This is a genomic window from Pseudomonas sp. KCJK9058, from assembly GCF_046230975.1.
Taxonomy (GTDB): Bacteria; Pseudomonadota; Gammaproteobacteria; order Pseudomonadales; family Pseudomonadaceae; genus Aquipseudomonas; species Aquipseudomonas alloputida.
The window spans coordinates 1-19,746 of the sequence record NZ_JBJJLR010000073.1; the positions used below are offsets into that span (position 1 = coordinate 1).

Annotated in this window: 14 protein-coding genes, 5 tRNA genes and 1 pseudogene; 12 read left to right on the top strand and 8 right to left on the bottom strand. The window is 62.2% G+C overall.

Translation table 11 applies throughout. The annotated features are described in order from the left end of the window. Positions 1-141: 141 nt before the first annotated feature. Positions 142-1,488 carry a class II 3-deoxy-7-phosphoheptulonate synthase gene (locus tag ACK59Z_RS24415; protein ID WP_003247094.1) on the bottom strand — a complete coding sequence of 449 codons (1,347 nt, stop codon included), beginning with the start codon at positions 1,486-1,488 and terminating at the stop codon, positions 142-144. A gap of 116 nt (positions 1,489-1,604) precedes the next feature. On the opposite strand from ACK59Z_RS24415, the gene ACK59Z_RS24420 reads away from it, so the two are divergent. Both ACK59Z_RS24420 and ACK59Z_RS24425 read left to right on the top strand, forming a co-directional pair. Next, positions 1,605-2,360, top strand: coding sequence for a spermidine synthase (locus ACK59Z_RS24420; protein WP_003247095.1), 756 nt, complete (start codon positions 1,605-1,607; stop codon positions 2,358-2,360). Between the two features lie 317 nt (positions 2,361-2,677). Next, positions 2,678-4,391, top strand: a pseudogene (locus ACK59Z_RS24425) (DEAD/DEAH box helicase). 141 nt (positions 4,392-4,532) lie between these two features. Here ACK59Z_RS24425 and ACK59Z_RS24430 read toward each other — a convergent pair. Beyond that, a complete protein-coding gene (locus tag ACK59Z_RS24430) occupies positions 4,533-5,300 on the bottom strand; it encodes a class III extradiol ring-cleavage dioxygenase (protein ID WP_054889438.1) in 768 nt (255 codons plus the stop codon). Between the two features lie 101 nt (positions 5,301-5,401). Here ACK59Z_RS24430 and ACK59Z_RS24435 point away from each other — a divergent pair, with 101 nt between their 5' ends. Continuing rightward, on the top strand, positions 5,402-6,052 hold the full coding sequence (locus tag ACK59Z_RS24435) for a thiopurine S-methyltransferase (protein ID WP_108192079.1): 651 nt from the start codon (positions 5,402-5,404) through the stop codon (positions 6,050-6,052). A 177-nt stretch (positions 6,053-6,229) separates the two neighbouring features. Here the strand turns inward: ACK59Z_RS24435 and htpX are convergent, their stop codons facing one another. Together htpX and ACK59Z_RS24445 are read right to left on the bottom strand one after the other, a co-directional pair. Then, on the bottom strand, positions 6,230-7,117 hold the full coding sequence (gene htpX, locus ACK59Z_RS24440; protein WP_004575939.1) for a protease HtpX: 888 nt from the start codon (positions 7,115-7,117) through the stop codon (positions 6,230-6,232). Positions 7,118-7,627: 510 nt separating this feature from the next. Next, a complete protein-coding gene (locus ACK59Z_RS24445) occupies positions 7,628-8,839 on the bottom strand; it encodes a pyridoxal phosphate-dependent aminotransferase (RefSeq protein ID WP_003247100.1) in 1,212 nt (403 codons plus the stop codon). A gap of 167 nt (positions 8,840-9,006) precedes the next feature. On the opposite strand from ACK59Z_RS24445, the gene msrB reads away from it, so the two are divergent. Together msrB and ACK59Z_RS24455 are read left to right on the top strand one after the other, a co-directional pair. After that, on the top strand, positions 9,007-9,402 hold the full coding sequence (gene msrB / locus ACK59Z_RS24450; RefSeq protein WP_003247101.1) for a peptide-methionine (R)-S-oxide reductase MsrB: 396 nt from the start codon (positions 9,007-9,009) through the stop codon (positions 9,400-9,402). A gap of 13 nt (positions 9,403-9,415) precedes the next feature. Further along, the gene (locus ACK59Z_RS24455) at positions 9,416-9,904 is read left to right on the top strand and encodes a glutathione peroxidase (RefSeq protein ID WP_108190976.1); all 489 of its coding nucleotides are present in this window, start codon (positions 9,416-9,418) and stop codon (positions 9,902-9,904) included. Here the strand turns inward: ACK59Z_RS24455 and ACK59Z_RS24460 are convergent. After that, a complete protein-coding gene (locus tag ACK59Z_RS24460) occupies positions 9,894-12,251 on the bottom strand; it encodes a response regulator (protein ID WP_108190975.1) in 2,358 nt (785 codons plus the stop codon). The two genes, ACK59Z_RS24455 and ACK59Z_RS24460, sit on opposite strands and share 11 nt — an antisense overlap. A gap of 204 nt (positions 12,252-12,455) precedes the next feature. On the opposite strand from ACK59Z_RS24460, the gene ACK59Z_RS24465 reads away from it, so the two are divergent. Both ACK59Z_RS24465 and ACK59Z_RS24470 read left to right on the top strand, forming a co-directional pair. Then, positions 12,456-13,343 (top strand): ATP-binding protein, encoded by an 888-nt coding sequence (locus ACK59Z_RS24465; protein ID WP_020191217.1) that lies wholly within the window; start codon positions 12,456-12,458, stop codon positions 13,341-13,343. Further along, complete coding sequence (locus tag ACK59Z_RS24470) at positions 13,344-13,826, top strand: GAF domain-containing protein (protein WP_003247105.1); 483 nt, start codon at positions 13,344-13,346, stop codon at positions 13,824-13,826. It abuts the gene before it with no gap. Between the two features lie 361 nt (positions 13,827-14,187). On the opposite strand, the gene ACK59Z_RS24475 is transcribed toward ACK59Z_RS24470, so the two are convergent. Further along, positions 14,188-14,955, bottom strand: a complete 768-nt coding sequence (locus tag ACK59Z_RS24475; RefSeq protein ID WP_121783881.1) for a hypothetical protein — start codon at positions 14,953-14,955, stop codon at positions 14,188-14,190. Positions 14,956-15,288: 333 nt separating this feature from the next. Between ACK59Z_RS24475 and ACK59Z_RS24480 the strand changes: the two genes are divergently transcribed. The 5 genes from ACK59Z_RS24480 (at position 15,289) to ACK59Z_RS24500 (ending at position 15,850) form a co-directional block, all read left to right on the top strand. Next, a tRNA-Glu gene (locus ACK59Z_RS24480) sits at positions 15,289-15,364 on the top strand. Positions 15,365-15,366: 2 nt separating this feature from the next. Further along, positions 15,367-15,442, top strand: a tRNA-Gly gene (locus tag ACK59Z_RS24485). 92 nt (positions 15,443-15,534) lie between these two features. Next, positions 15,535-15,610 (top strand) — tRNA-Glu (locus ACK59Z_RS24490). A gap of 3 nt (positions 15,611-15,613) precedes the next feature. Then, positions 15,614-15,689, top strand: a tRNA-Gly gene (locus ACK59Z_RS24495). Between the two features lie 85 nt (positions 15,690-15,774). After that, positions 15,775-15,850 (top strand) — tRNA-Gly (locus ACK59Z_RS24500). Between the two features lie 211 nt (positions 15,851-16,061). On the opposite strand, the gene ACK59Z_RS24505 is transcribed toward ACK59Z_RS24500, so the two are convergent. Continuing rightward, positions 16,062-17,135: a fimbrial protein gene (locus ACK59Z_RS24505; protein WP_409293859.1), complete on the bottom strand. Its 1,074-nt coding sequence runs from the start codon at positions 17,133-17,135 to the stop codon at positions 16,062-16,064. After that, the gene (locus ACK59Z_RS24510) at positions 17,132-19,690 is read right to left on the bottom strand and encodes a fimbria/pilus outer membrane usher protein (RefSeq protein ID WP_108190972.1); all 2,559 of its coding nucleotides are present in this window, start codon (positions 19,688-19,690) and stop codon (positions 17,132-17,134) included. Before ACK59Z_RS24510 ends, ACK59Z_RS24505 begins: the two co-directional genes overlap by 4 nt. Positions 19,691-19,746 lie beyond the last annotated feature (56 nt).

Genomic DNA, 19,746 nt, shown 5'->3' on the forward strand with positions numbered 1-19,746 from the left:
TCAAAAGCTTTAGCGCCGGTTCTGATCGGGCGTACAGTCCGTTTGCGATGGCCGCAAGGTTTCCAATCGGCCTCCTGAAGTCGCAATCTGCGTTGCCTGAACTACCGCGTACTTAGAAGCAAGATCAAAAGCGAAAAGCGCTCAGCGCCGTACCTGCTTGAGGGTTTCGGCAATCAGGAACGCCAACTCCAGCGACTGATCAGCATTCATCCGCGGATCACAATGGGTGTGATACCGGTCAGACAACGCATCCTCGGTGATCGGCCGGGCACCACCGATGCATTCGGTGACGTTCTGCCCAGTCATCTCGATATGGATACCGCCGGCATGGCTGCCCTCGGCCTGGTGCACCTGGAAGAACTGCTTCACCTCATCCAGAATCTGCGCAAAATCGCGGGTCTTGTAACCGCTGCTGGCCTTGATGGTGTTGCCGTGCATCGGATCGGAACTCCACAGCACCTTGCGCCCCTCGCGCTCGACAGTGCGGATCAGCCCCGGCAAGTGGTCGCCAACCTTGCCCGCGCCCATGCGCACGATCAGGTTCAAACGCCCCGGGTCGTTCGCCGGGTTGAGCGTGTCGATCAGGCGGATCAGCTCTTCGGGGTTCATGCTCGGGCCAACCTTGACCCCAATCGGGTTGTGCACGCCACGCAGGAACTCCACATGGGCCCCATCGAGCTGGCGGGTGCGGTCGCCGATCCACAGCATGTGCGCCGAGCAGTCGTAGTAGTCGCCGGTCAGGCTGTCCTGGCGCACGAAGGCTTCTTCATAGTTCAGCAGCAGCGCTTCGTGAGCCGTGAAGAAGCTGGTTTCGCGCAGTTGCGGCGCACTGTCCAGGCCACAGGCACGCATGAACGCCAGGGTTTCATCGATGCGATTGGCCAACTGGTGGTACTTGTCGGCCAGCGCCGAGTTGGCGATGAAGTCCAGGTTCCACTTGTGCACCTGGTGCAGATCGGCAAACCCGCCCTGGGCGAACGCGCGCAGCAGGTTGAGGCTGGCGGTGGCCTGGTGGTAGGCCTGCAGCAGGCGTTCCGGGTCCGGAATGCGGCTTTTGGCGTCGAAACCGATGCCGTTGACGATGTCGCCACGGTAGGCGGGGAGGGTGATGTCGCCAATGGTTTCATCGCCAGATGAGCGCGGTTTGGCGAACTGCCCGGCCATACGCCCCACTTTCACCACCGGGCAGCCGGCGGCAAAGGTCATGACAATGGCCATTTGCAGCAACACCTTGAAGGTGTCGCGGATTTTTGCAGCCGAGAACTCGGCGAAGCTCTCGGCGCAATCGCCGCCCTGAAGCAGAAAGGCACGGCCTTCGGTGACCTCGGCGAACTGCCGGCGCAGCTCGCGCGCCTCACCCGCGAACACCAGCGGCGGGTAGCTGGCCAGGGTCTGTTCAACCTTCAGCAGGTGCGCGGCATCGGGGTAGGTCGGTTGCTGCTGGATCGGCAGGGCACGCCAGCTGTCGGGGCTCCACGGTTGGTTCATCTTGGGCTCGGTCTTGTCGGTTGTAGGCTATGGGCCATGGTAACAGTTGGCGCTGCGCTTGTTGCATCAAGGGTGTTGGCGGACAATGCGCGTTTTTGCGCAGGCGGGTGGTGGACATGACGGCGGAACGGCAAGAGCGGCTGCTGGCACGAGTGGAAGATGCGTTTGGCGTCATCAGCGTGTACGAAGTAGACGACTACCGCTTTCTGGAATTCGGCGATGCGATCGAGCAAAGCTGTGTGTTCACCGCCGACCCCAGCTGGCTGGAGTACGACTACACCCGCGCCATGCTGGTGGGGGCGCTGTGCCACGAACTGCCTGAGAGTGCACTGTTTCTGGGTCTGGGCGCCGGCACGCTGACCCAGGCCTGCATGAAGTTCCTGCCGTTGGAAGACATCGAGGCCATCGAGCTGCGCCCGGATGTGCCGCGCCTGGCCATGGATTACCTGGGCCTGGACGACGACCCGCGGCTGTATGTGCGCATCGGCGATGCCCTGGAGCTGCTGCCCACGGCAGAGAAGGCCGACCTGCTGTTCGTTGACTTGTACACCGACCATGGTCCTGGGGTCGGGCACCTGGCGTGGAACTTTCTGGAGAACTGCCAGCAGCACCTGAACCCGGGCGGCTGGCTGGTGATCAACCAGTGGGCCACCGATGATGGCAGGCCGCTGGGCGCGGCGTTGTTGCGCGGGTTGTACCACCGGCATTACTGGGAACTGCCTGTGAAGGAGGGCAATGTGATTTTGCTGGTGCCGGCAGACCTGGAGCAGTCGCTGGACCTTGACGGTTTGAGAGCCCGGGCCGAGGCGCTGGCGCCGCGTTTGGGGTATAGCCTCGAGGGGCTGATCCGCGAGATTCGGCCGGCGACGTGAGTGGCTGACGCGCGCCGACACCGAGCGCGCCAGGCTTCAGGGGATTATCGATTCAGCCTGTCGTGCTTGATGGCCCGATACTGGCCCTGCCTCCATGAAAATATTCCTCACGTACGCGACTATTTCAGGTATAGTACGCGCCGGTCTTTTAGCGGACCTCAAAATCAGGTGGTGCAAATCCTCCGAGTCCAGCTTCGGCTGCGCGTCCGCTAGGCGGACCTTCCCAAGTTTTCTTTTTCAATCGTTTTCGCAAATCCCCGCCGCCAAAGCTGCCTGGGTGACCTGACGGTCTTTCAAGGCATGTGCAGCTTTGGAGCATGGGTCTTTGCGGATGCACCTAGAGGCAGACCCATGACCCAGGAAACCGGCGGCTTCGCCGCTCTCGATCTTAACCCGAACATTGTTGCTGCCGTTGTGGCTACCGGCTACGAAGAGCCGTCCGCCATTCAGCAACAATCGATCCCGATCATCCTCGCCGGTCACGACATGATCGGCCAGGCGCAGACTGGCACCGGCAAAACCGCTGCCTTCGCCCTGCCGATCCTGAACAAGATCGATGTGAGCAAGCGCGAACCGCAAGCCCTGATCCTGGCGCCAACCCGTGAGTTGGCGCTGCAAGTTGCTACCGCTTTCGAAACCTACGCCAAGCAGATGCCGGGCGTGAACGTTGTCGCCGTCTACGGTGGTGCCCCGATGGGCCCACAGCTGCGTGCGATCCGCAACGGCGCGCAAATCGTCGTGGCCACCCCGGGCCGTCTGTGCGACCACCTGCGTCGTGACGAAAAAGTCTTGTCGACCGTACAGTACCTGGTACTGGACGAAGCCGACGAGATGCTGAAGCTGGGCTTCATGGACGACCTCGAAGTGATCTTCGACGCAATCCCGGCTACCCGTCAGACCGTACTGTTCTCCGCAACCCTGCCGTCGTCGATCCGTTCGATCGCCGAGCGTCACCTGCGTGAACCCAAGCACGTCAAGATCCAGACCAAGACCCAGACCGTTACCGCGATCGAGCAGGCCCACCTGATGGTCCACGCGGACCAGAAGATCCCGGCTGTGCTGCGTCTGCTGGAAGTGGAAGAGTTCGACGCGCTGATCGCCTTCGTGCGTACCAAGCAAGCCACCCTGGACCTGGCCGCCGCGCTGGAAGCCAAAGGCTACAAGGCTGCTGCACTGAACGGCGATATCGCTCAGAACCAGCGTGAGCGCGTGATCGACTCGCTCAAGGATGGCCGCCTGGACATCGTCGTCGCCACCGACGTCGCTGCCCGTGGCCTGGACGTACCGCGCATCACTCACGTGTTCAACGTTGACATGCCGTACGACCCGGAATCCTACGTACACCGTATCGGCCGTACTGGCCGTGCCGGTCGCGATGGCCGTGCACTGTTGTTGGTTACCCCGCGTGAGCGCCGCATGCTGCAGGTGATCGAGCGTGTTACCGGGCAGAAGGTTGCCGAAGCGCGCCTGCCGAATGCCCAGGCCGTGCTGGATGCCCGCATCAAGAAGCTGACCTCGAGCCTGGCGCCACTGGTAGCCGAAGCAGAAGCCACCCACGGCGAGCTGTTCGACCGCCTGACCACCGACCTGGGTTGCAGCGCGCGTGCTCTGGCTTCGGCCCTGCTGCGCAAGGCCACCAATGGCCAGGCGCTGGACCTGGCGGCGGTAGAGCGCGAGCAGCCACTGGTGCCGAGCTTCGCCCCGCGTGGTGAGCGTACTGAGCGCGGTGAGCGTGGCGAGCGTCCTGACCGTGGTGATCGTGAGCGCCGTGCACCGCTGCCGTTGGCCGAAGGCCGCGTGCGTTGCCGTACCGCCCTGGGTGCCCGTGATGGCATCGCTGCCAAAAACCTGCTGGGGGCGATCCTCAACGAAGGTGGCCTGGCGCGTGACGCTATCGGCCGCATCCAGGTGCGCGACAGCTTCAGCCTGGTCGAGCTGCCGGAAGACGGCCTCGAGAAGCTGCTGTCCAAGCTCAAGGACACCCGCGTGGCTGGCAAGCAGCTGAAGCTGCGTCGCTACCGCGAGGATTGATCCTGGCGTAACGAAAAAATCCCCGGCTTAGGTCGGGGATTTTTTTTGCCTGTACCGGCCCTTTCGCGGGCAAGCCCGCTCCTACAGGTACCCCACAGATTTCAGTACCTGTAGGAGCGGGCTTGCCCGCGAAGAGGCCCTTCAGTCGAACCGATAGATGTCCATCCCCAGCGCGCCCAGGGTAAACCCCTGATGCACCACGCCGAACTTGCTTCCGGCCCCGAGGGCAAAGAACAGCGGCAGCAAATGCTCATCACTGGGATGGTTGCGCACCGCAAACGGCGCCTGCTGCCGGTAATCCAGCAACGCCGCCTGGTCATCCTCCTGCAGCCGGTCTACCACCCAATCCCTGAACGCCAGCGCCCACGGCTCGATCACATCCGGCCCTGCATGCCAGTCCAGCTCACCCAGGTTGTGGGTAATGCTGCCTGACCCTATCAGCAGTACATCCTCGGTACGCAACCCCGCCAGTGCCTGGCCCACTTTTAGCTGCAGCGCCGGCCCCATGTGGCTGGGCAGTGAAACCTGCACCACGGGAATGCTCGCATCCGGGTACATCAGCGACAGTGGCACCCAGGCGCCATGGTCGAATGGGCGCTGCATGTCCAGCCGCGCGGGTAGCCCCGCAGCCTTCAACCGTTCGCTGACCTGGCCAGCAAGCCCGGGCTCGCCCGGCGCCGGGTACTGCACCGCATACAGGGCCGGTGGGAAACCGTAGAAGTCATGCCAGGTTTCGGGCTGTGCGCTGCCGGTGACCAGCAGCTCGCGGCTTTCCCAGTGTGCCGACACCACCACGATCGCTTTCGGCCGGGGCAGCGCGTTGGCCAACCCGGACAGTGCCGGCCCGCTGGCGCCGGGTTGCAGGGCAAGCATGGGGGAACCATGGGAAATGAACAGGCTGGGCAGCATGGCGGGGTCCTGAAGGTTAAGATGCAACCATCATCGATTAACTACAGATCGAAATCCAAACCAAGTTTTACCGACAAATCATCTAAAAATCGGGAGTAATCATGGAACCAGCGTTCTGGCAGCAGCGGTGGGCCGATAACCAGATCGGCTTTCACCAGGCGCAGGTGAACCCCTATCTGCAGACGTATTGGCCACAGCTGCAGTTGGCGCCCGGCAGCCGCGTGCTGGTGCCGTTGTGTGGCAAGAGCCTGGACCTGGCCTGGCTGGCAGGGCAGGGCCATCGTGTATTGGGTGTGGAGCTGTCGCGGCGGGCGGTGGAGGATTTTTTCCGTGAGCACGGGCTTGAGGCCGAGGTGCGGCAGCAGGGCGCATTCGAGGTTTGGCGCAGTGGAGATGTGCAGCTGTGGTGTGGCGACTTTTTTGCCTTGCGGGCAGAGGATGTGGCTGACTGCGTGGGGCTGTATGACCGGGCGGCGGTGATTGCGCTGCCGGTGCAGATGCGTGCGCGGTATATGCAGCTGTTGTCGGGGTTGCTGCCGACAAGCTGCCGGGGGTTGGTGGTGACGCTGGACTATGATCAGTCATTGTTGGCCGGGCCGCCGTTTTCGGTCAGGGATGAAGAGCTGAGACAGGGGTTTGCGGGGTGGCAGGTGGACCAGTTGGAGGCTGTGGAGGTGATTGAGGACAGCCCGAAGTTTGTGCAGGTCGGGGCGTCGAGTTTGTTGGAGCGGGTGTATCAGGTCAGCCGATAAGCAGGTATGGCAGGCTGACCCGGCCCATGTGGGAGCGGGCGCGCCCGCGAAACAGGCGACGCGTTAGATGGCACCGGCTTTGCCGGTGTTCGCGGGCGCGCCCGCTCCCACAAGAAGCTGTATAAGGCCGGGAATAAAAAAGGGCGACCGAAGTCGCCCTTTGTTTTCTCAGGTGGATCAGCCGCGGCGGCGCAGGGCCTCAATGCGTTCTTCCAGCGGTGGGTGGCTCATCAGCAACCCGGCCAGGCCGTGCTTGAGGCCGCCGTTGATGCCGAAGGCCTTCATGGTGTCAGGCATGTGCACTGGCAGGCCTTGTTCCACGCGCAGGCGCTGCAGGGCGCCGATCATTGCCGCAGTACCGGCCAGTTGCGCACCGGCTTCGTCTGCGCGGAATTCGCGGCGGCGCGAGAACCACATCACGATCATGCTGGCCAGGATGCCAAGGATCAGCTCGGCAACGATGGTTGCTACATAGTAGGCAATGCCTTGGCCCTCTTCGTTCTTGAAGATTACCTTGTCGACAAAGTTGCCGATGATGCGGGCAAAGAACATCACGAAGGTGTTCACCACGCCCTGCACCAGCGCCAGGGTGACCATGTCGCCGTTGGCAACGTGGCCGATTTCGTGGGCCAGTACCGCACGCACTTCATCGGGCGAGAAGCGCTCCAGCAGGCCCTGGGACACTGCGACCAGTGCGTCGTTGCGGTTCCAGCCGGTGGCGAAGGCGTTGGCCTCGTAAGCCGGGAAGATACCCACTTCAGGCATTTTGATGCCCGCTTCGCGGGACAGCTCTTCGACCGTTTGCAGCAGCCACTGCTCGTGGCGGGTGCGCGGCTGACTGATGATCTGGGTGCCGGTGGTCATCTTCGCCATCCACTTGGAGATGAACAGCGAGACGAGGGAGCCGGCAAAGCCGAACACGGCGCAGAACACCAGCAGGCTGCTGAGGTTCAGGTCGACCCCGTTGGCGGCCATGAACCCGTTGAAACCGAACAGGCTCAGGGTAATGCTTGCAACCAGCACCACCGCGAGGTTGGTGGCTACAAACAACAGAATGCGCATCATGGTTGTTACGTTCTCCTGACGGATGAGTTGTCGCTTACTGCGGGGTATATAAGGGGCCTGCCGCGCCGATTCAATCGGGGGACTATTTCAAACTGTGTACGGCGGAGTATGGCAGAGGATGGCGTGGGGGCTGTGGGATAGAGCGTTGCAGGATGTAAGAAACATTCGGCTTGGGGGTTGTGTCAAGGCCGTTGGGTGTTTGCCGCAAGGGGTGTGGCGCCTGTGAGATCGAGCGCCGCCCGCGCGGCGCTTCGCGGGTAAACCCGCTCCTACGTTTGTTTCGGGCCAATTATGCCTGTGGGATTTGCGCGCGAACGCCCTGGCGCATGGCGCGATATCGCGTCGTACAAACAAGGCGATCGCGCGCGCCTGGCACAGGATGGACTGGCCCGAAACAAACGTAGGAGCGGGTTTACCCGCGAAGCGCCGCGCGGGCGGCGCTCGATCTGCGCCCCACCACCAACCCCGCGCCGAACCTCTCGTGGCCCCCGGCGCCCCCCCCGTCGAACCCTACTGCGAATAACCCTTCAGGAAATTGCCGATCCGGCCAATGGCTGCTTCCAGGTCGTCCACCCGCGGCAAGGTCACCACGCGGAAGTGGTCCGGCCACGGCCAGTTGAACGCCGTTCCTTGTACGATCAGCAGCTTCTCCGACAGCAGCAGGTCAAGGGCGAACTTCTCGTCGTTGAGGATCGGGCAAACCTTCGGGTCGATCCGCGGGAACGCATACAGCGCCCCCATCGGCTTCACGCAACTGACGCCAGGGATGTCGTTGAGCAGTTCGTAGGTGCGGTTGCGCTGCTCCAGCAGGCGCCCCGGTGGCAGCACCAGGTCGTTGATGCTCTGGTAGCCGCCCAACGCGGTCTGGATGGCGTGCTGGGCCGGCACGTTGGCGCACAGGCGCATGTTGGCCAGCATGTCGATGCCTTCGATGTAGCTGTGTGCGTGGTGCTTGGGCCCGGAGATGATCAGCCAGCCAGAGCGGAAACCCGCCACCCGGTACGACTTGGACAAGCCGTTGAAGGTCAGGCACAGCAGGTCCGGGGCCAGCGAGGCGGTGCTGATGTGCACGGCTTCGTCGTACAGGATCTTGTCGTAGATCTCGTCGGAGAACACCACCAGGTTGTGCTGGCGCGCCAGCTCCAGCATGCCCAGCAGCAGCTCCTTGGAGTAGACCGCGCCGGTCGGGTTGTTCGGGTTGATGATCACCAGCGCCTTGGTGTTCGGGGTGATCTTGGCCTTGATGTCCTCAAGGTCAGGGAACCAGTCGGCCTGCTCGTCGCACAGGTAGTGCACCGGCTTGCCGCCGGCCAGGCTCACGGCGGCAGTCCACAGCGGGTAGTCGGGGGCCGGGATCAGCACTTCGTCGCCGTTGTTGAGCAGCGCCTGCATCGACATGACGATCAGCTCGGACACACCATTACCCAGGTAGATGTCCTCGATGGTGACGCCTTCGATTTCTTTCTGCTGGCAGTACTGCATCACCGCCTTGCGTGCGCTGAACAGGCCTTTGGAGTCGCTGTAGCCCTGTGCGGTGGGCAGGTTGCGGATCACATCCTGAAGGATTTCATCAGGCGCCTCGAAGCCAAACGGCGCCGGGTTGCCGATGTTCAGCTTGAGGATGCGGTGGCCTTCCTCCTCCAGGCGTTTGGCGTGCTTGAGCACTGGGCCGCGAATGTCGTAGCAGACATTGGCGAGCTTGTTCGATTTGCTGAACTGCATGATGGGATCCCGATTGAGAAAACGCGCTACGCCCCGCCGAAAGGTTTGAAAGGGCAGGAAGCGGGTGCCAGACTGAACGCCTGGCACACGAAGCCAACTAATATACGTGCCACCCGCGCCCCGGAAAAGACGGTGCGGGGTGAAATTCAGCCTGCCGAGGTTTCTACATGAAAAAGATCGAAAAAACCCTGGACGAATGGCGGTCGATGCTCGACCCCGAGCAGTACCAGGTCTGCCGCCTCAAGGGCACCGAACGGCCATTCAGCGGCAAGTACAACAGCGAGCGCCGCGATGGCATCTACCATTGCATTTGCTGCGGCTTGGCGCTGTTCGATGCGCAGACCAAGTTCGACGCCGGCTGCGGCTGGCCAAGTTTCTACGCGCCGATCGAGGACAGCGCGATGATCGAGATTCGCGACACCTCCCACGGCATGATCCGCACCGAGGTCACCTGTGCCCGTTGCGACGCGCACCTGGGGCATGTGTTCCCTGACGGCCCGCCACCGACCGGCCTGCGCTACTGCATCAACTCGGTGTGCATCGACCTTCGTCCGCGCGACTGACCGGAGCCCGATCATGGCTGCAACGATGCTGAACATCCCCTGCGTGACCCTGGGCGGCGAGCACAAGACGCTGGGCGACTTCCCGGGCAAGGTGCTGTTGGTGGTCAATACCGCCAGCCAGTGCGGTTTTACCCCGCAGTACAAGGGCCTGGAGCAACTGTGGCAGGCCTACCGCGACCGTGGCCTGGTGGTACTGGGCTTTCCGTGCAACCAGTTCGGCAAGCAGGAACCTGGCGATGCGCGGGACATTGCGCAGTTCTGCGAGCGTAATTTCGGCGTGAGTTTTCCGCTGTTTCGCAAGGTCGAGGTCAACGGCCCAGGTGCTCACCCTCTGTTCGTCGAACTCAAGCAACGCGCCCCGGGTATTTTGGGTAGCCAGAAGATCAAGTGGAACTTCACCAAGTTTCTGGTCGACCCGGCCAGTGGCCAGGTCAAGCGCTATGCCCCCTCCACCAAGCCACAGGCCCTGCAGGCGGACATCGAGCGTTTGCTCAGCCGCTGAAGGGCACCCAATGGTCAACCAGGGCCAGTAGCTCTTCGCGGCGGAATGGCTTGGCCAGGTAGTCGTTCATGCCCGCCGCCCGGCAGCGTTCGCGCTCTTCGGGCATCGCGTTGGCGGTGAGGGCGACGATGGGCAACTCGGGCCAGCGGCCGCTTTGGCGGATACGCCGGCTGGCCTCGTAGCCGTCCATCACCGGCATGTTGCAGTCCATCAGCACCAGGTCGAATTCCTCACGCGCCAGCAGCTCAAGGGCCTCCGCGCCCTGGGTGGCCAGTTGCACCTGGCAGCCGAGCTTGGCCAGCATGCCCTTGGCCACCAGCTGGTTCACCGGGTTGTCCTCTACCAGCAGGATCCTCGCACGGCCTTGCTCCTGGGTAATGGTCGGGATGGCCAGCGGGTGTTCGGGCTCATGGCCTTGCAAGGTGCGGCGCAGGGTCTGGTACAGGGCGTTGCGTGCCAATGGTCGGGCCAGCTGGTGCAGCGGGGCCAAGGCCAAGGACTGCTCGTTGGGCAGGAAGTTGCCGTAGGCAGTCACCAGCAGAATCGGGGTTTTCAATGCCGGGCGCAGTTCGAACAGGTGCGCGACGTCGTCGGTGATCAACAGGTCGATCACTGCCGCATCCAGCGTGGCGCAACTGTCATGGCGCTGGTAGGTCAGGCCCCAGGCGGGCAGCAAGTGCTGCAACAGTTCATTGAGCCCGCTGCCGGCTGCGCTCAGTGCGGCTACGCGGCCATGCAAGGGCGCCGGCGGGATGGCTTCGGTGTGCACGGTCAGTGGCAACTCGGCGGTAAAACAGCTGCCAAAGCCCGGCTCGGAGCGAATGTGCAGGTGGCCCTGCATGGCCTTGCACAGGTTGCGCGTCAGCGCCAGGCCCAGGCCGGTGCCACCGTACTGGCGGGTGATGCCGGCACCGGCCTGGGTGAAGGGCTGGAAGATGCGCGCCTGGGCATCTTCGGGGATGCCGATGCCGGTATCCCGTACCTCAAGACGTACACCACCGACAATGGCCATCAAGCGCACATCGACACGGCCGAAGCGGGTGAACTTCAGCGCGTTGGACAGCAGGTTGCTGACGATCTGCCGCACACGCGTGGGGTCGCCGAGCACGCTGCTGGGGAAGTCGCTGGCGATCAGGCAGGTCAGCTCCACGCTTTGCGCGGTGTTCTGCGACAGCAGGTTGGCAGTGTCTTCCACCATCGAGCCCATGTCGAACGCAATGCGTTCCAGTTCCAGCTGGCCGGCATCGAACTTGGACAAGTCGAGAATATCGTTCAGCAGCTCGACCAGCACCTTGCCCGAGTCATGGGCGATAGCCAGTTGCTGGCGTTGCTCGCTGGGCAGCGGGTTGTCCAGCGCCAGGGCGATCATGCCCAGCATGCCGTTGAGCGGGGTGCGGATTTCGTGGCTCATGTTGGCCAGGAAGGCGGCGCGTGCCTGGGCCATGTCCAGCGCTCGGCTGCGGGCTTGTTCCAGCTCCTGGTTGGACAGGCTCAGGCTGCTGTTGCTGGCCTTGAGCTCGTTGGTGCGCGCCGACACGATGTCTTCCAGCTCGTTCAGGTACTGGGTCAGGCGGTTTTCCGCGGTGCGCCGCTGTTCGATCTCGGTGGCCATGCTGACGAACTGCTGGTTGGCGACCTTCACCAGCACGCCGATTTCGTCATGCTCGTGTCCGTGTGGGCATTCCAGGCGCGTTTGCCGGGGTTTGCGCGGGTCGCTGCCGCTGAGTGCGCCAATCACCGTCACCAGCGGCTTGGTCAGCATCATGTAGAACAGCGCCAGCAGGAGGCCGGTGAGCACCAGGCTGCGGGCGAATCCATTGAGCAGGGTGATGCCGGCACGGTCGAGAAAGCGGCTGCCGAAGGCGAAGGTGTCGATGTCCAGGTACAGGGTGCCCAGGTATTGCTCCGGCATGTGGGTCAGGTACAGGCGCTCCTTGAACTGGCGTTGCTCGCCGAACAGGAAGTCGCTGAGTGGCCGGGAGCGGTCCTGCAGTTTTGGCCGCTCGACATCGGCCAGTACCGTTTCGTTGTTGTCGATCAGCCGTGCGCGGATGACGGCCGGCGACTGCAGCAGGCCGCGGGTCAGCTCCAGCGCCAGTTCCGAGTCGATGTTGTAGGCGATGCGCGAGGCCGGGTTGTGGCTGATTTGCAGCAACGCGTTCACTTCACGGTTGATGGACGCGTCTTCGCTGGCATAATCGATGCCGATCTGGATGAGACTGAGCAATGTTCCCAGGATGAAGCCGACCAGGACTGTCAACCGGGCTTGCTTGTATGACAGGCGATTGGTGAACTTGATATCCATGAGTCCCGAGCCGGTTTCCCGTTCCTTGCGCTGCGCAAGCATAGCCGAATAGCCCCGGCTGCTGGTGGGTCTGTCTGTTCATTTCAGTTGATCGCCAAGCGGGGGCCGCTTGGCGCCCCTTCGCGGGCTTGTCCGCTCCCACAGGTACAGCTTAGCCCCAGGCTGAAGGCAAGCCCTGAGGGAGCGGGCAAGCCCGCGAAGGGGCGCGCAGCGGCCCCCAAAAAACTGAAATTGTTAGGAGTCGTCATGGACGCTCGCTTGATCGCTTTTCTGGACCGCGCCGAATCGGTACTGGCGCGCCTTGAACCCCTGTTGCCGGCACAACGCCCGCACATCGACTGGGGCACCACACTGGCCGCGCGCTGGCAGCGTGATGGCCGCAGCGGCTACCTGCTGCCGCTGGACGTCAGCCTGGATATCCGCCTGACCGACCTGATCGGCGTCGACAAACAACGCGACCAGCTGGGCCGCAACACCCACCAGTTCATCAACGGCCTACCGGCCAACCACGCGCTGCTGTGGGGCTCGCGTGGTACCGGCAAGTCGTCGCTGGTACGTGCCCTGCTGGCCGAGCACGCCAGCGCCGGCCTGCGCCTGATCGAAATCGAACGTGACCACCTGGCCGACCTGCCACGGGTAGTCGAGCAGCTGCAGAAGCTGCCGCAACGCTTCATCCTGTTCTGCGACGACCTGTCGTTCGAAGCCGGGGAGGGCGACTACCGGGTGCTCAAGAGCGTGCTCGACGGCTCGCTGGAGCAGGCCCCGGACAACGTGCTGCTGTACGCCACCTCCAACCGCCGCCACCTGGTGCCCGAGAAGGAAAGCGACAACGAGAACTGGAAGCGTGTCGACGGCGAGCTGCACCCCAGCGAAGCGGTGGAGGACAAGATTGCCCTGTCTGACCGTTTTGGCCTGTGGCTGTCGTTCTACCCGTTCACCCAGGACCACTTCCTGAATGTTGTGGAGCACTGGATTGGCCAGTTGGCGCAACCTGCGGGCCTTGTGTGGCAACGCACCGAAGAACTCGACATCCTCGCCGTGCGCTGGGCCACCGGCCGCGGTAACCGTAATGGCCGTTGTGCCTATCAGTTCGCCCGCTACTGGGTCGGGCTGCAATTGCTGGAGCAAAAATAAATGATCGACCTCAATGCCAGTGGCGCCGGCCTCGACGGCTATAACCTGCTGGCGGCGCAAGTGCAGGCGCTGTTCGCCGACGAGCGTGACTTCATCGCCAACGCCGCGCAGTTTTCCGCGTTTCTGTATAACCAGGTGGACGACCTGAACTGGGCGGGGTTTTACCTCAACCGCAACGAAGAGCTGGTGCTGGGCCCGTTCCAGGGCCAGGTGGCGTGCGTGCGCATTCCGTTCAGTAAAGGTGTGTGTGGTGCCGCGGCGGCAACGCGGCAGACCCAGCGGGTCGAGGATGTACATGCATTCCCTGGCCACATTGCCTGTGACAGTGCCTCCAACAGCGAGCTGGTGATCCCGTTGGTGAAGGACGGCAGGTTGATTGGCGTGCTGGACCTGGACAGCCCGACGGTCGGGCGGTTCAGCGAGGCGGACCAGGTGGGGCTGGAGCGGTTGGCGGCGATCTTTCTGGCGTTGACTGACTGCTGATCAATGTTGCCTGTGCCGGCCTCTTCGCTTGTAGGAGCGGGTTTACCCGCGAATACGGTGGCGGCGGCAACGGTGAATGACCAGGGATATTTGTCAGCGGGCCCGGCCCTTTCGCGGGTGAACCCGCTCCTACAACGGCCTGCGCCCAACACCCGATGTGGGTACACCGCCGTGTAGGAGCGGGTTTACCCGCGAATACGGTGGCGGCGGCAGCGATGAATGACCAGGGATATTGGCCAGCAGGCCCGGCCCTTTCGCGGGTAAACCCGCTCCTACAACGGCTTGCGCCCAACACCCGATGTGGGTACACCGCCGTGTAGGAGCGGGTTTACCCGCGAAGAGGCCGGTACAGGTTAACCAATCAGTCGTAGATCACCTTCTTCTTCCAGGTTTCTTCCTCATCGGTCTTGAGCCCATCGGTCAATTCGTTGTGCTCGTCCTCCGCCGGTGCCATGCGGTCCAGCACCTGGGCATTGGCCCGGGCCAACAGTTTCTCAAGATACGTCAGCTGCTCTTCATACACCTTCGGCTCCGGCTGCTTGCGCAAATACTGTACACCGCGCTCGAAGGCCAGGCGCGCCTGGCCGGGCTGGCCTTTTTGCAGGGCCTGTTGGCCGAGGTTGTTGAAGAATTCTATATGCAGCAGCACCAGGATATGGCGGATTTCCTTGACCCAATGCTTGGCCTCGACAGCGGGCAAAAAGCCTTCATGGGCAGCGCGGGTCACCTGATTGTGCAGCGCCTCCAGCAAGAAGCGTACGTCCTTGGCCTTGATCTCGGTGTGGATCGGGTTAGGTGGGTTGTTGACCGGGATCTTGTCGCCCAGGGCAATCAGCCCTTCCAGTTCGGCGATGCGCGCCTTGAATTCGGCATTGTGCTTGTCCACCGCCAGCAGGCGCTGGTTGAGGTTCAGCTCCAGGCGGGTCAGCAGCAACTTGAGGGCCGGGGTCATGAACTGGCCGGGGAATGTCTCGGTGATTTCGCCACAACGGCGCAGGCGGTCGGCCAGCTCGATCTTCGTCCGGGCGCGTTCTAGCTTGCCATTCTCGACCACGTTGTTGAGGTAGCCGATCACGATCAGCAACGCGATGCCCGCCACGATGAGCAGGGTGATCAGAAGTGGTGTCACCGTTAAAGCCTCATGAATAGGTTTGCATGATTGAGTGTAGGAGCGAGCTTGCTCGCGAGAGGCCCTGACAGCCATTCTCTTTTTCTATCGGCAAACTGTGCCATGACTGGATGCTGGCACATTAATGCTGACTTGACGCCAGAAAATCAACGCCAAACCCCGGCAGGCTTGCCAAAACAGCGCTGGGTGTACCCGGAAGTCATTGATTTAAATAAATTTCTACAAAGGGGTTGACGCCTTCCCGAACCATCCATAGAATGCGCGCCACTTGCAGCGTAAAGCACACAGCGAAACGCAGCAGGGAGTGAAAGCAGGCAGTAATGCCAGCAGCGTGTCCCCTTCGTCTAGTGGCCTAGGACACCGCCCTTTCACGGCGGTAACAGGGGTTCGAGTCCCCTAGGGGACGCCAATGCGGGAATAGCTCAGTTGGTAGAGCACGACCTTGCCAAGGTCGGGGTCGCGAGTTCGAGTCTCGTTTCCCGCTCCAGTTTCTCCGGCACTGCTTAACGGTGGGGCAGGAAAAGGAAATCCAGGCTGAATCGTGAGGTTCATGTTCTGGTGCACTGAAAAGTGTTGTGTGTCCCCTTCGTCTAGTGGCCTAGGACACCGCCCTTTCACGGCGGTAACAGGGGTTCGAGTCCCCTAGGGGACGCCAAATGCGGGAATAGCTCAGTTGGTAGAGCACGACCTTGCCAAGGTCGGGGTCGCGAGTTCGAGTCTCGTTTCCCGCTCCAGTTTAAATACTGTGGCGTCTATGCGGTGCAGTGGTGGTGAAGGCTGTAAAGGCGCTTCACGCCGAACGTGGTAAAGCTTCAAATTGCGGGAATAGCTCAGTTGGTAGAGCACGACCTTGCCAAGGTCGGGGTCGCGAGTTCGAGTCTCGTTTCCCGCTCCAAATATCGATCTACAGTGTCCTATGGGAGTCTGTAAATCACTGAAAAAAGACGCTTCGGCGTCTTTTTTCGTTTCTGTTGTTTTTGCCAAAATCCACCAGCGGCCACGATATTCGAGTACATGTTAAAGTACAGCGATGTCCGGTTGGTGGGTGCAGCTGAAGGCTGACTGGGAGGAGCGGGTCGCAGATGCCAGCCCGCTCAAGGGAGGGTTCAGCGGTAGCTGATGGTGAAGTGCAGTGAACCCAGGGCCCGGCCTGTTGTTACCTTGGGGGCGAGTTGGTAAAAGTGCGCCCTGAAGTCTAGCTGCATATCACCCCGTTGCAGCTGTTTGATCGGTACGGCCTCCTGGAGTGCTAGCGGTCGGCCATCGCCATGCTGGATCTGTATGCCAAAGCCTGTTGCGGTAGAGCCAGAACCGAGGCTGAAGATACCGTTCGTGGCATCCACAACCGTTGACCCTTTTGTACCATCCAGCTCGATGTAGGCGTAAGCCGTACTTGTTGGGCTGTCATCATCGCAATTACTCAGCTGGATACTGAATGGCGTTCCTCTACCTATTGGGCCGGGGCCTGTGAAATCGGCCAAGGTGTAGTCGCCGAGCATTACCGGGTCGGCGCTAACGGGGTTGCCCACAAGCGTGCACTGCGCTTGCCTGACCGTTGCCTTCAGCGTGAAGTCCAGAACCCGGCCGATATCATTGGTGACCCCGTGGAACATTTGCTTGTCGACTATGTGTTCCCCTGGAGCTATGGGCCCTGTCTTGACCAGGGTCACGTTCCCTATCAGCGTATGGAGTGGCGCAGCGAAAGCCGTGTTACTCAGCATGGTGCCATTATAGGGGACGGTCTGGGTGCCATTGTCGGAGGTAAACGTGTTGGTGCCAATCCCATTGTACGGATAGCCCAGGGTAATGATGGCGCCGATGCCATCGACGTTGGTGCGTAGCACGCTATCGGCAGAACGTTGGCTGCGAACGGGTACTCCTGGCACGAGGGCGGTGGAGGCTATCATGCTGGCCGTGGTGGGGGGGGACGCAGAGTAGAAACACTGCAGTTTGCTGCGTTCACGGTTGCTCACACTTAATGGCCGGTCTGCAATGACTCGCCCTACTTCAGCGTCGCGAGGAACCCAAAGGTTACCCAGGTCGTATTCGAATGTCATGTAAGTGGGCAGCCCGGCTTCCCATTCGCATCGAGCGTGCGCATGGTTGCTTGACAGCCACATGGCCAGGCTGCAAGCCATTACTGCAAGGGGGCGCAGGGCTGTGGAGGCGATTATGCTCATGATGCTGCTTCCTGGTTCGTGCTGGCTTGGGGGGTTGTATTTGTTTCACGTGGGGTGCATGCGAGGGTTTCAATGCGGTAACCCTTGACTGCAGTGATGTTCTCGGGGGTCACCGTCACCTGGCACTCACGGGTGCTTTTGTCCAGCCATTGTGCATGCAGTCGCTGCTCACCTCGGATTTCGGTGGCCACCAACGCCTGCCCGGCTTGGCCAACCACCGCCACTGCTTGCCCTTGCGCATCTGTCAACTGCGTACCGAACGGCAGCGGGCTCCCGTCGGGCAGCCGAAGGGTAAGGACCAGGCGCATGACTTGCCGGCTCGGGAAAGTGGCCATGACGATAGCCCCTCGGCGTGGCGCGACCCGCTGCGCGGCATTGTCGATGATGAACTCCGGTGGCAGGTCGTCGGTTCGCAGCACCAGAGGGTTCAGGCGGTAGGGTCGCAGGTTGGGGCTCAGCAAGTAGCCGTCCTTGTTGGCTTGGTTGGAGGGCGCATTTTCCAGTGCGATGCCGGCAGCACCTGGAACGTGGACCAATGCACTGGTTTCGCCCAGGTAGGGGCCCAGCACCACGCCGGAAGCGTGGGCGAGCAGCGCGCCGCTGGTGTTGAGCGATACGCTGCGGTAGTCGGCACCTTGGGTGTAACCGGCGCCATAACTTGCATTGGTACCCTGGTAAGCGAGCGATAGTGCACCGCTTTTGCGCCGTTGTTCGTCTTTACTGAGTGAGGCCTGGTAGCTGAGGCGGTTGTCCATCAGTCCGCCGTTAAGACTGGCTCGCTGGCTATGACGACCGTCGTAGCTCTGCAGGTCGAAAGTAGCGTTGTGCCGTTGGCCGAAATCGAGTGGCAGTGACAGGCTTAGGCCAAACATACGGCTATCGCCGCCCCGTTCGGCCAGCGCCTGGGATGCAAATAGGTTGACCCCCAGATCGCCCCAGCGCGTGTTGTATTGCACCTGGTAATTTCGACGCTGGCCGCTTCCATTCCAGTAATCATCTTGAGAGAGCGTAAGGTTTACCGAACCTTTGCCGATGGCCTGGTATACCGAAGCTTCGAGGCGGGTGCGACGATTGCCCAGGTAGCGGTCCGACTGGTTGCGGTCTTTGACTGCATCGTCGAAATCCCGGTAGCCCTCGGTTGAGTAGCGGTAACCGGCAAAGCGCAGGTTGGTGCCGGTCTGGAAACTTTTGCCGTAGCGCAGGGTAAAACTGCGGCCTTGCACTTCGCCGGTCTGGCCGCTCAAATCGGTGTGTGCCTGGGTTATGTCCAGCGACAGTGCACCCAGGCCAGCAAAATCGCGGGCAACGCCGAGGACGCCGGCTTGGTAGTAGTCGCCAGCGAGTGCCCCGCCGTACAGCGTACTGTCCCAGGGCCCGCCATGGGCCAGGGTCGTTTGCCAGAACATGGGCCGATCGAGGTCCTCGGCACCGTTGTAGCGGCCGACCGTGGCGCTGTATCGCCATACGCCTTCGCGCAGCAGATTGGCCAATGACGAATAGGGTTGGGTGAAGCGCCGCACCTGGCCATCGGCCTCGGTAAGGACTACCTCCAGTTCGCCGTGGCCCGGGCCCACGCTGAGGTCGTCGATGGCATAGGGGCCGGGGGCTACATAGGTGGAGTAGATGGGGTAGCCATTGTGCAGCACTTCGAGCTTGGCGCGCGTCTGGGCCACGCCCCGTATGACGGGGGCATACTGCTGCTCGGTATCGGAGTGCATGTCCAGGTCGGATGCCACCTGCGCGCCAACGAATGGGATGCTGCGGAACACCTCGCCGCCAGTGAACGTTTCACCCAGTGTGAGGTTGGCTCGCAACCCGGGCAGGTCACGTTGCGCGTAGGTGTCGCTGCGGCTCCAGTCAACCTGGCCGTCGGCGTTGTCGCGTAGCGCCTGGTTGCTGCGCAGTCGCCAGCCTGCGACGTTGATGCCGCTGTTGAGGTACAGGTCGTGGCTGCTGCGGCTACGGCCCTGGTGACTTTGGTAATGTTGCACGGACGCCTGGTAGTTGATGAAAGCGGCGTTGATGCCGGCGTCCCAGCGTGATTCGTTGACGGTGTCGGACGGTTGCCGGTGTAGCGCGATCTGCGGGATGGACACTGACAGGCGCAGGTTCGACGGATCGAAGTCGGCGTATGCATGGGGTACCAGGGTGCTCAGGTCGAGGCAGCGGTCGTCGTTGGGCAAGGGGGCCTCCAACGCTTGCTCACGCAGCCCCAGGTCGCGCAGCAGGTCGCCAGTCAGGCAGGCCTGCAGGCTTTGGCCATCATTGCGAATCTCCACTTCGCGCGCGTCTAGCGGTGTGTGGTTGACCAGCAGTTGGACGCGATAACGCCCGGCCAGCAGCGGCGCCTGCTCCGCCAAGGCCTGCAGTGCCAAGGCGCCGGCGTCGCTGGCCTGGCCTGGGGCTTGGCGCATGAATCCGGCCTGGAAACGTGGCGAAGAGGGGGTGGCGAGCGCGGGTGTGATGAGCAGTAAAATCAGCGGACTGCCAAACAGGGCGGATCGGGCAGGGCGCGGGCGTGACGGTACGAGCCTGCGCCAGTGGAGCTTAGGCATGAGAGGGGTCCTGGGGGGGCGTCACCGCTTGCAGTTCGAGGCGCAGCGGGTGTCTT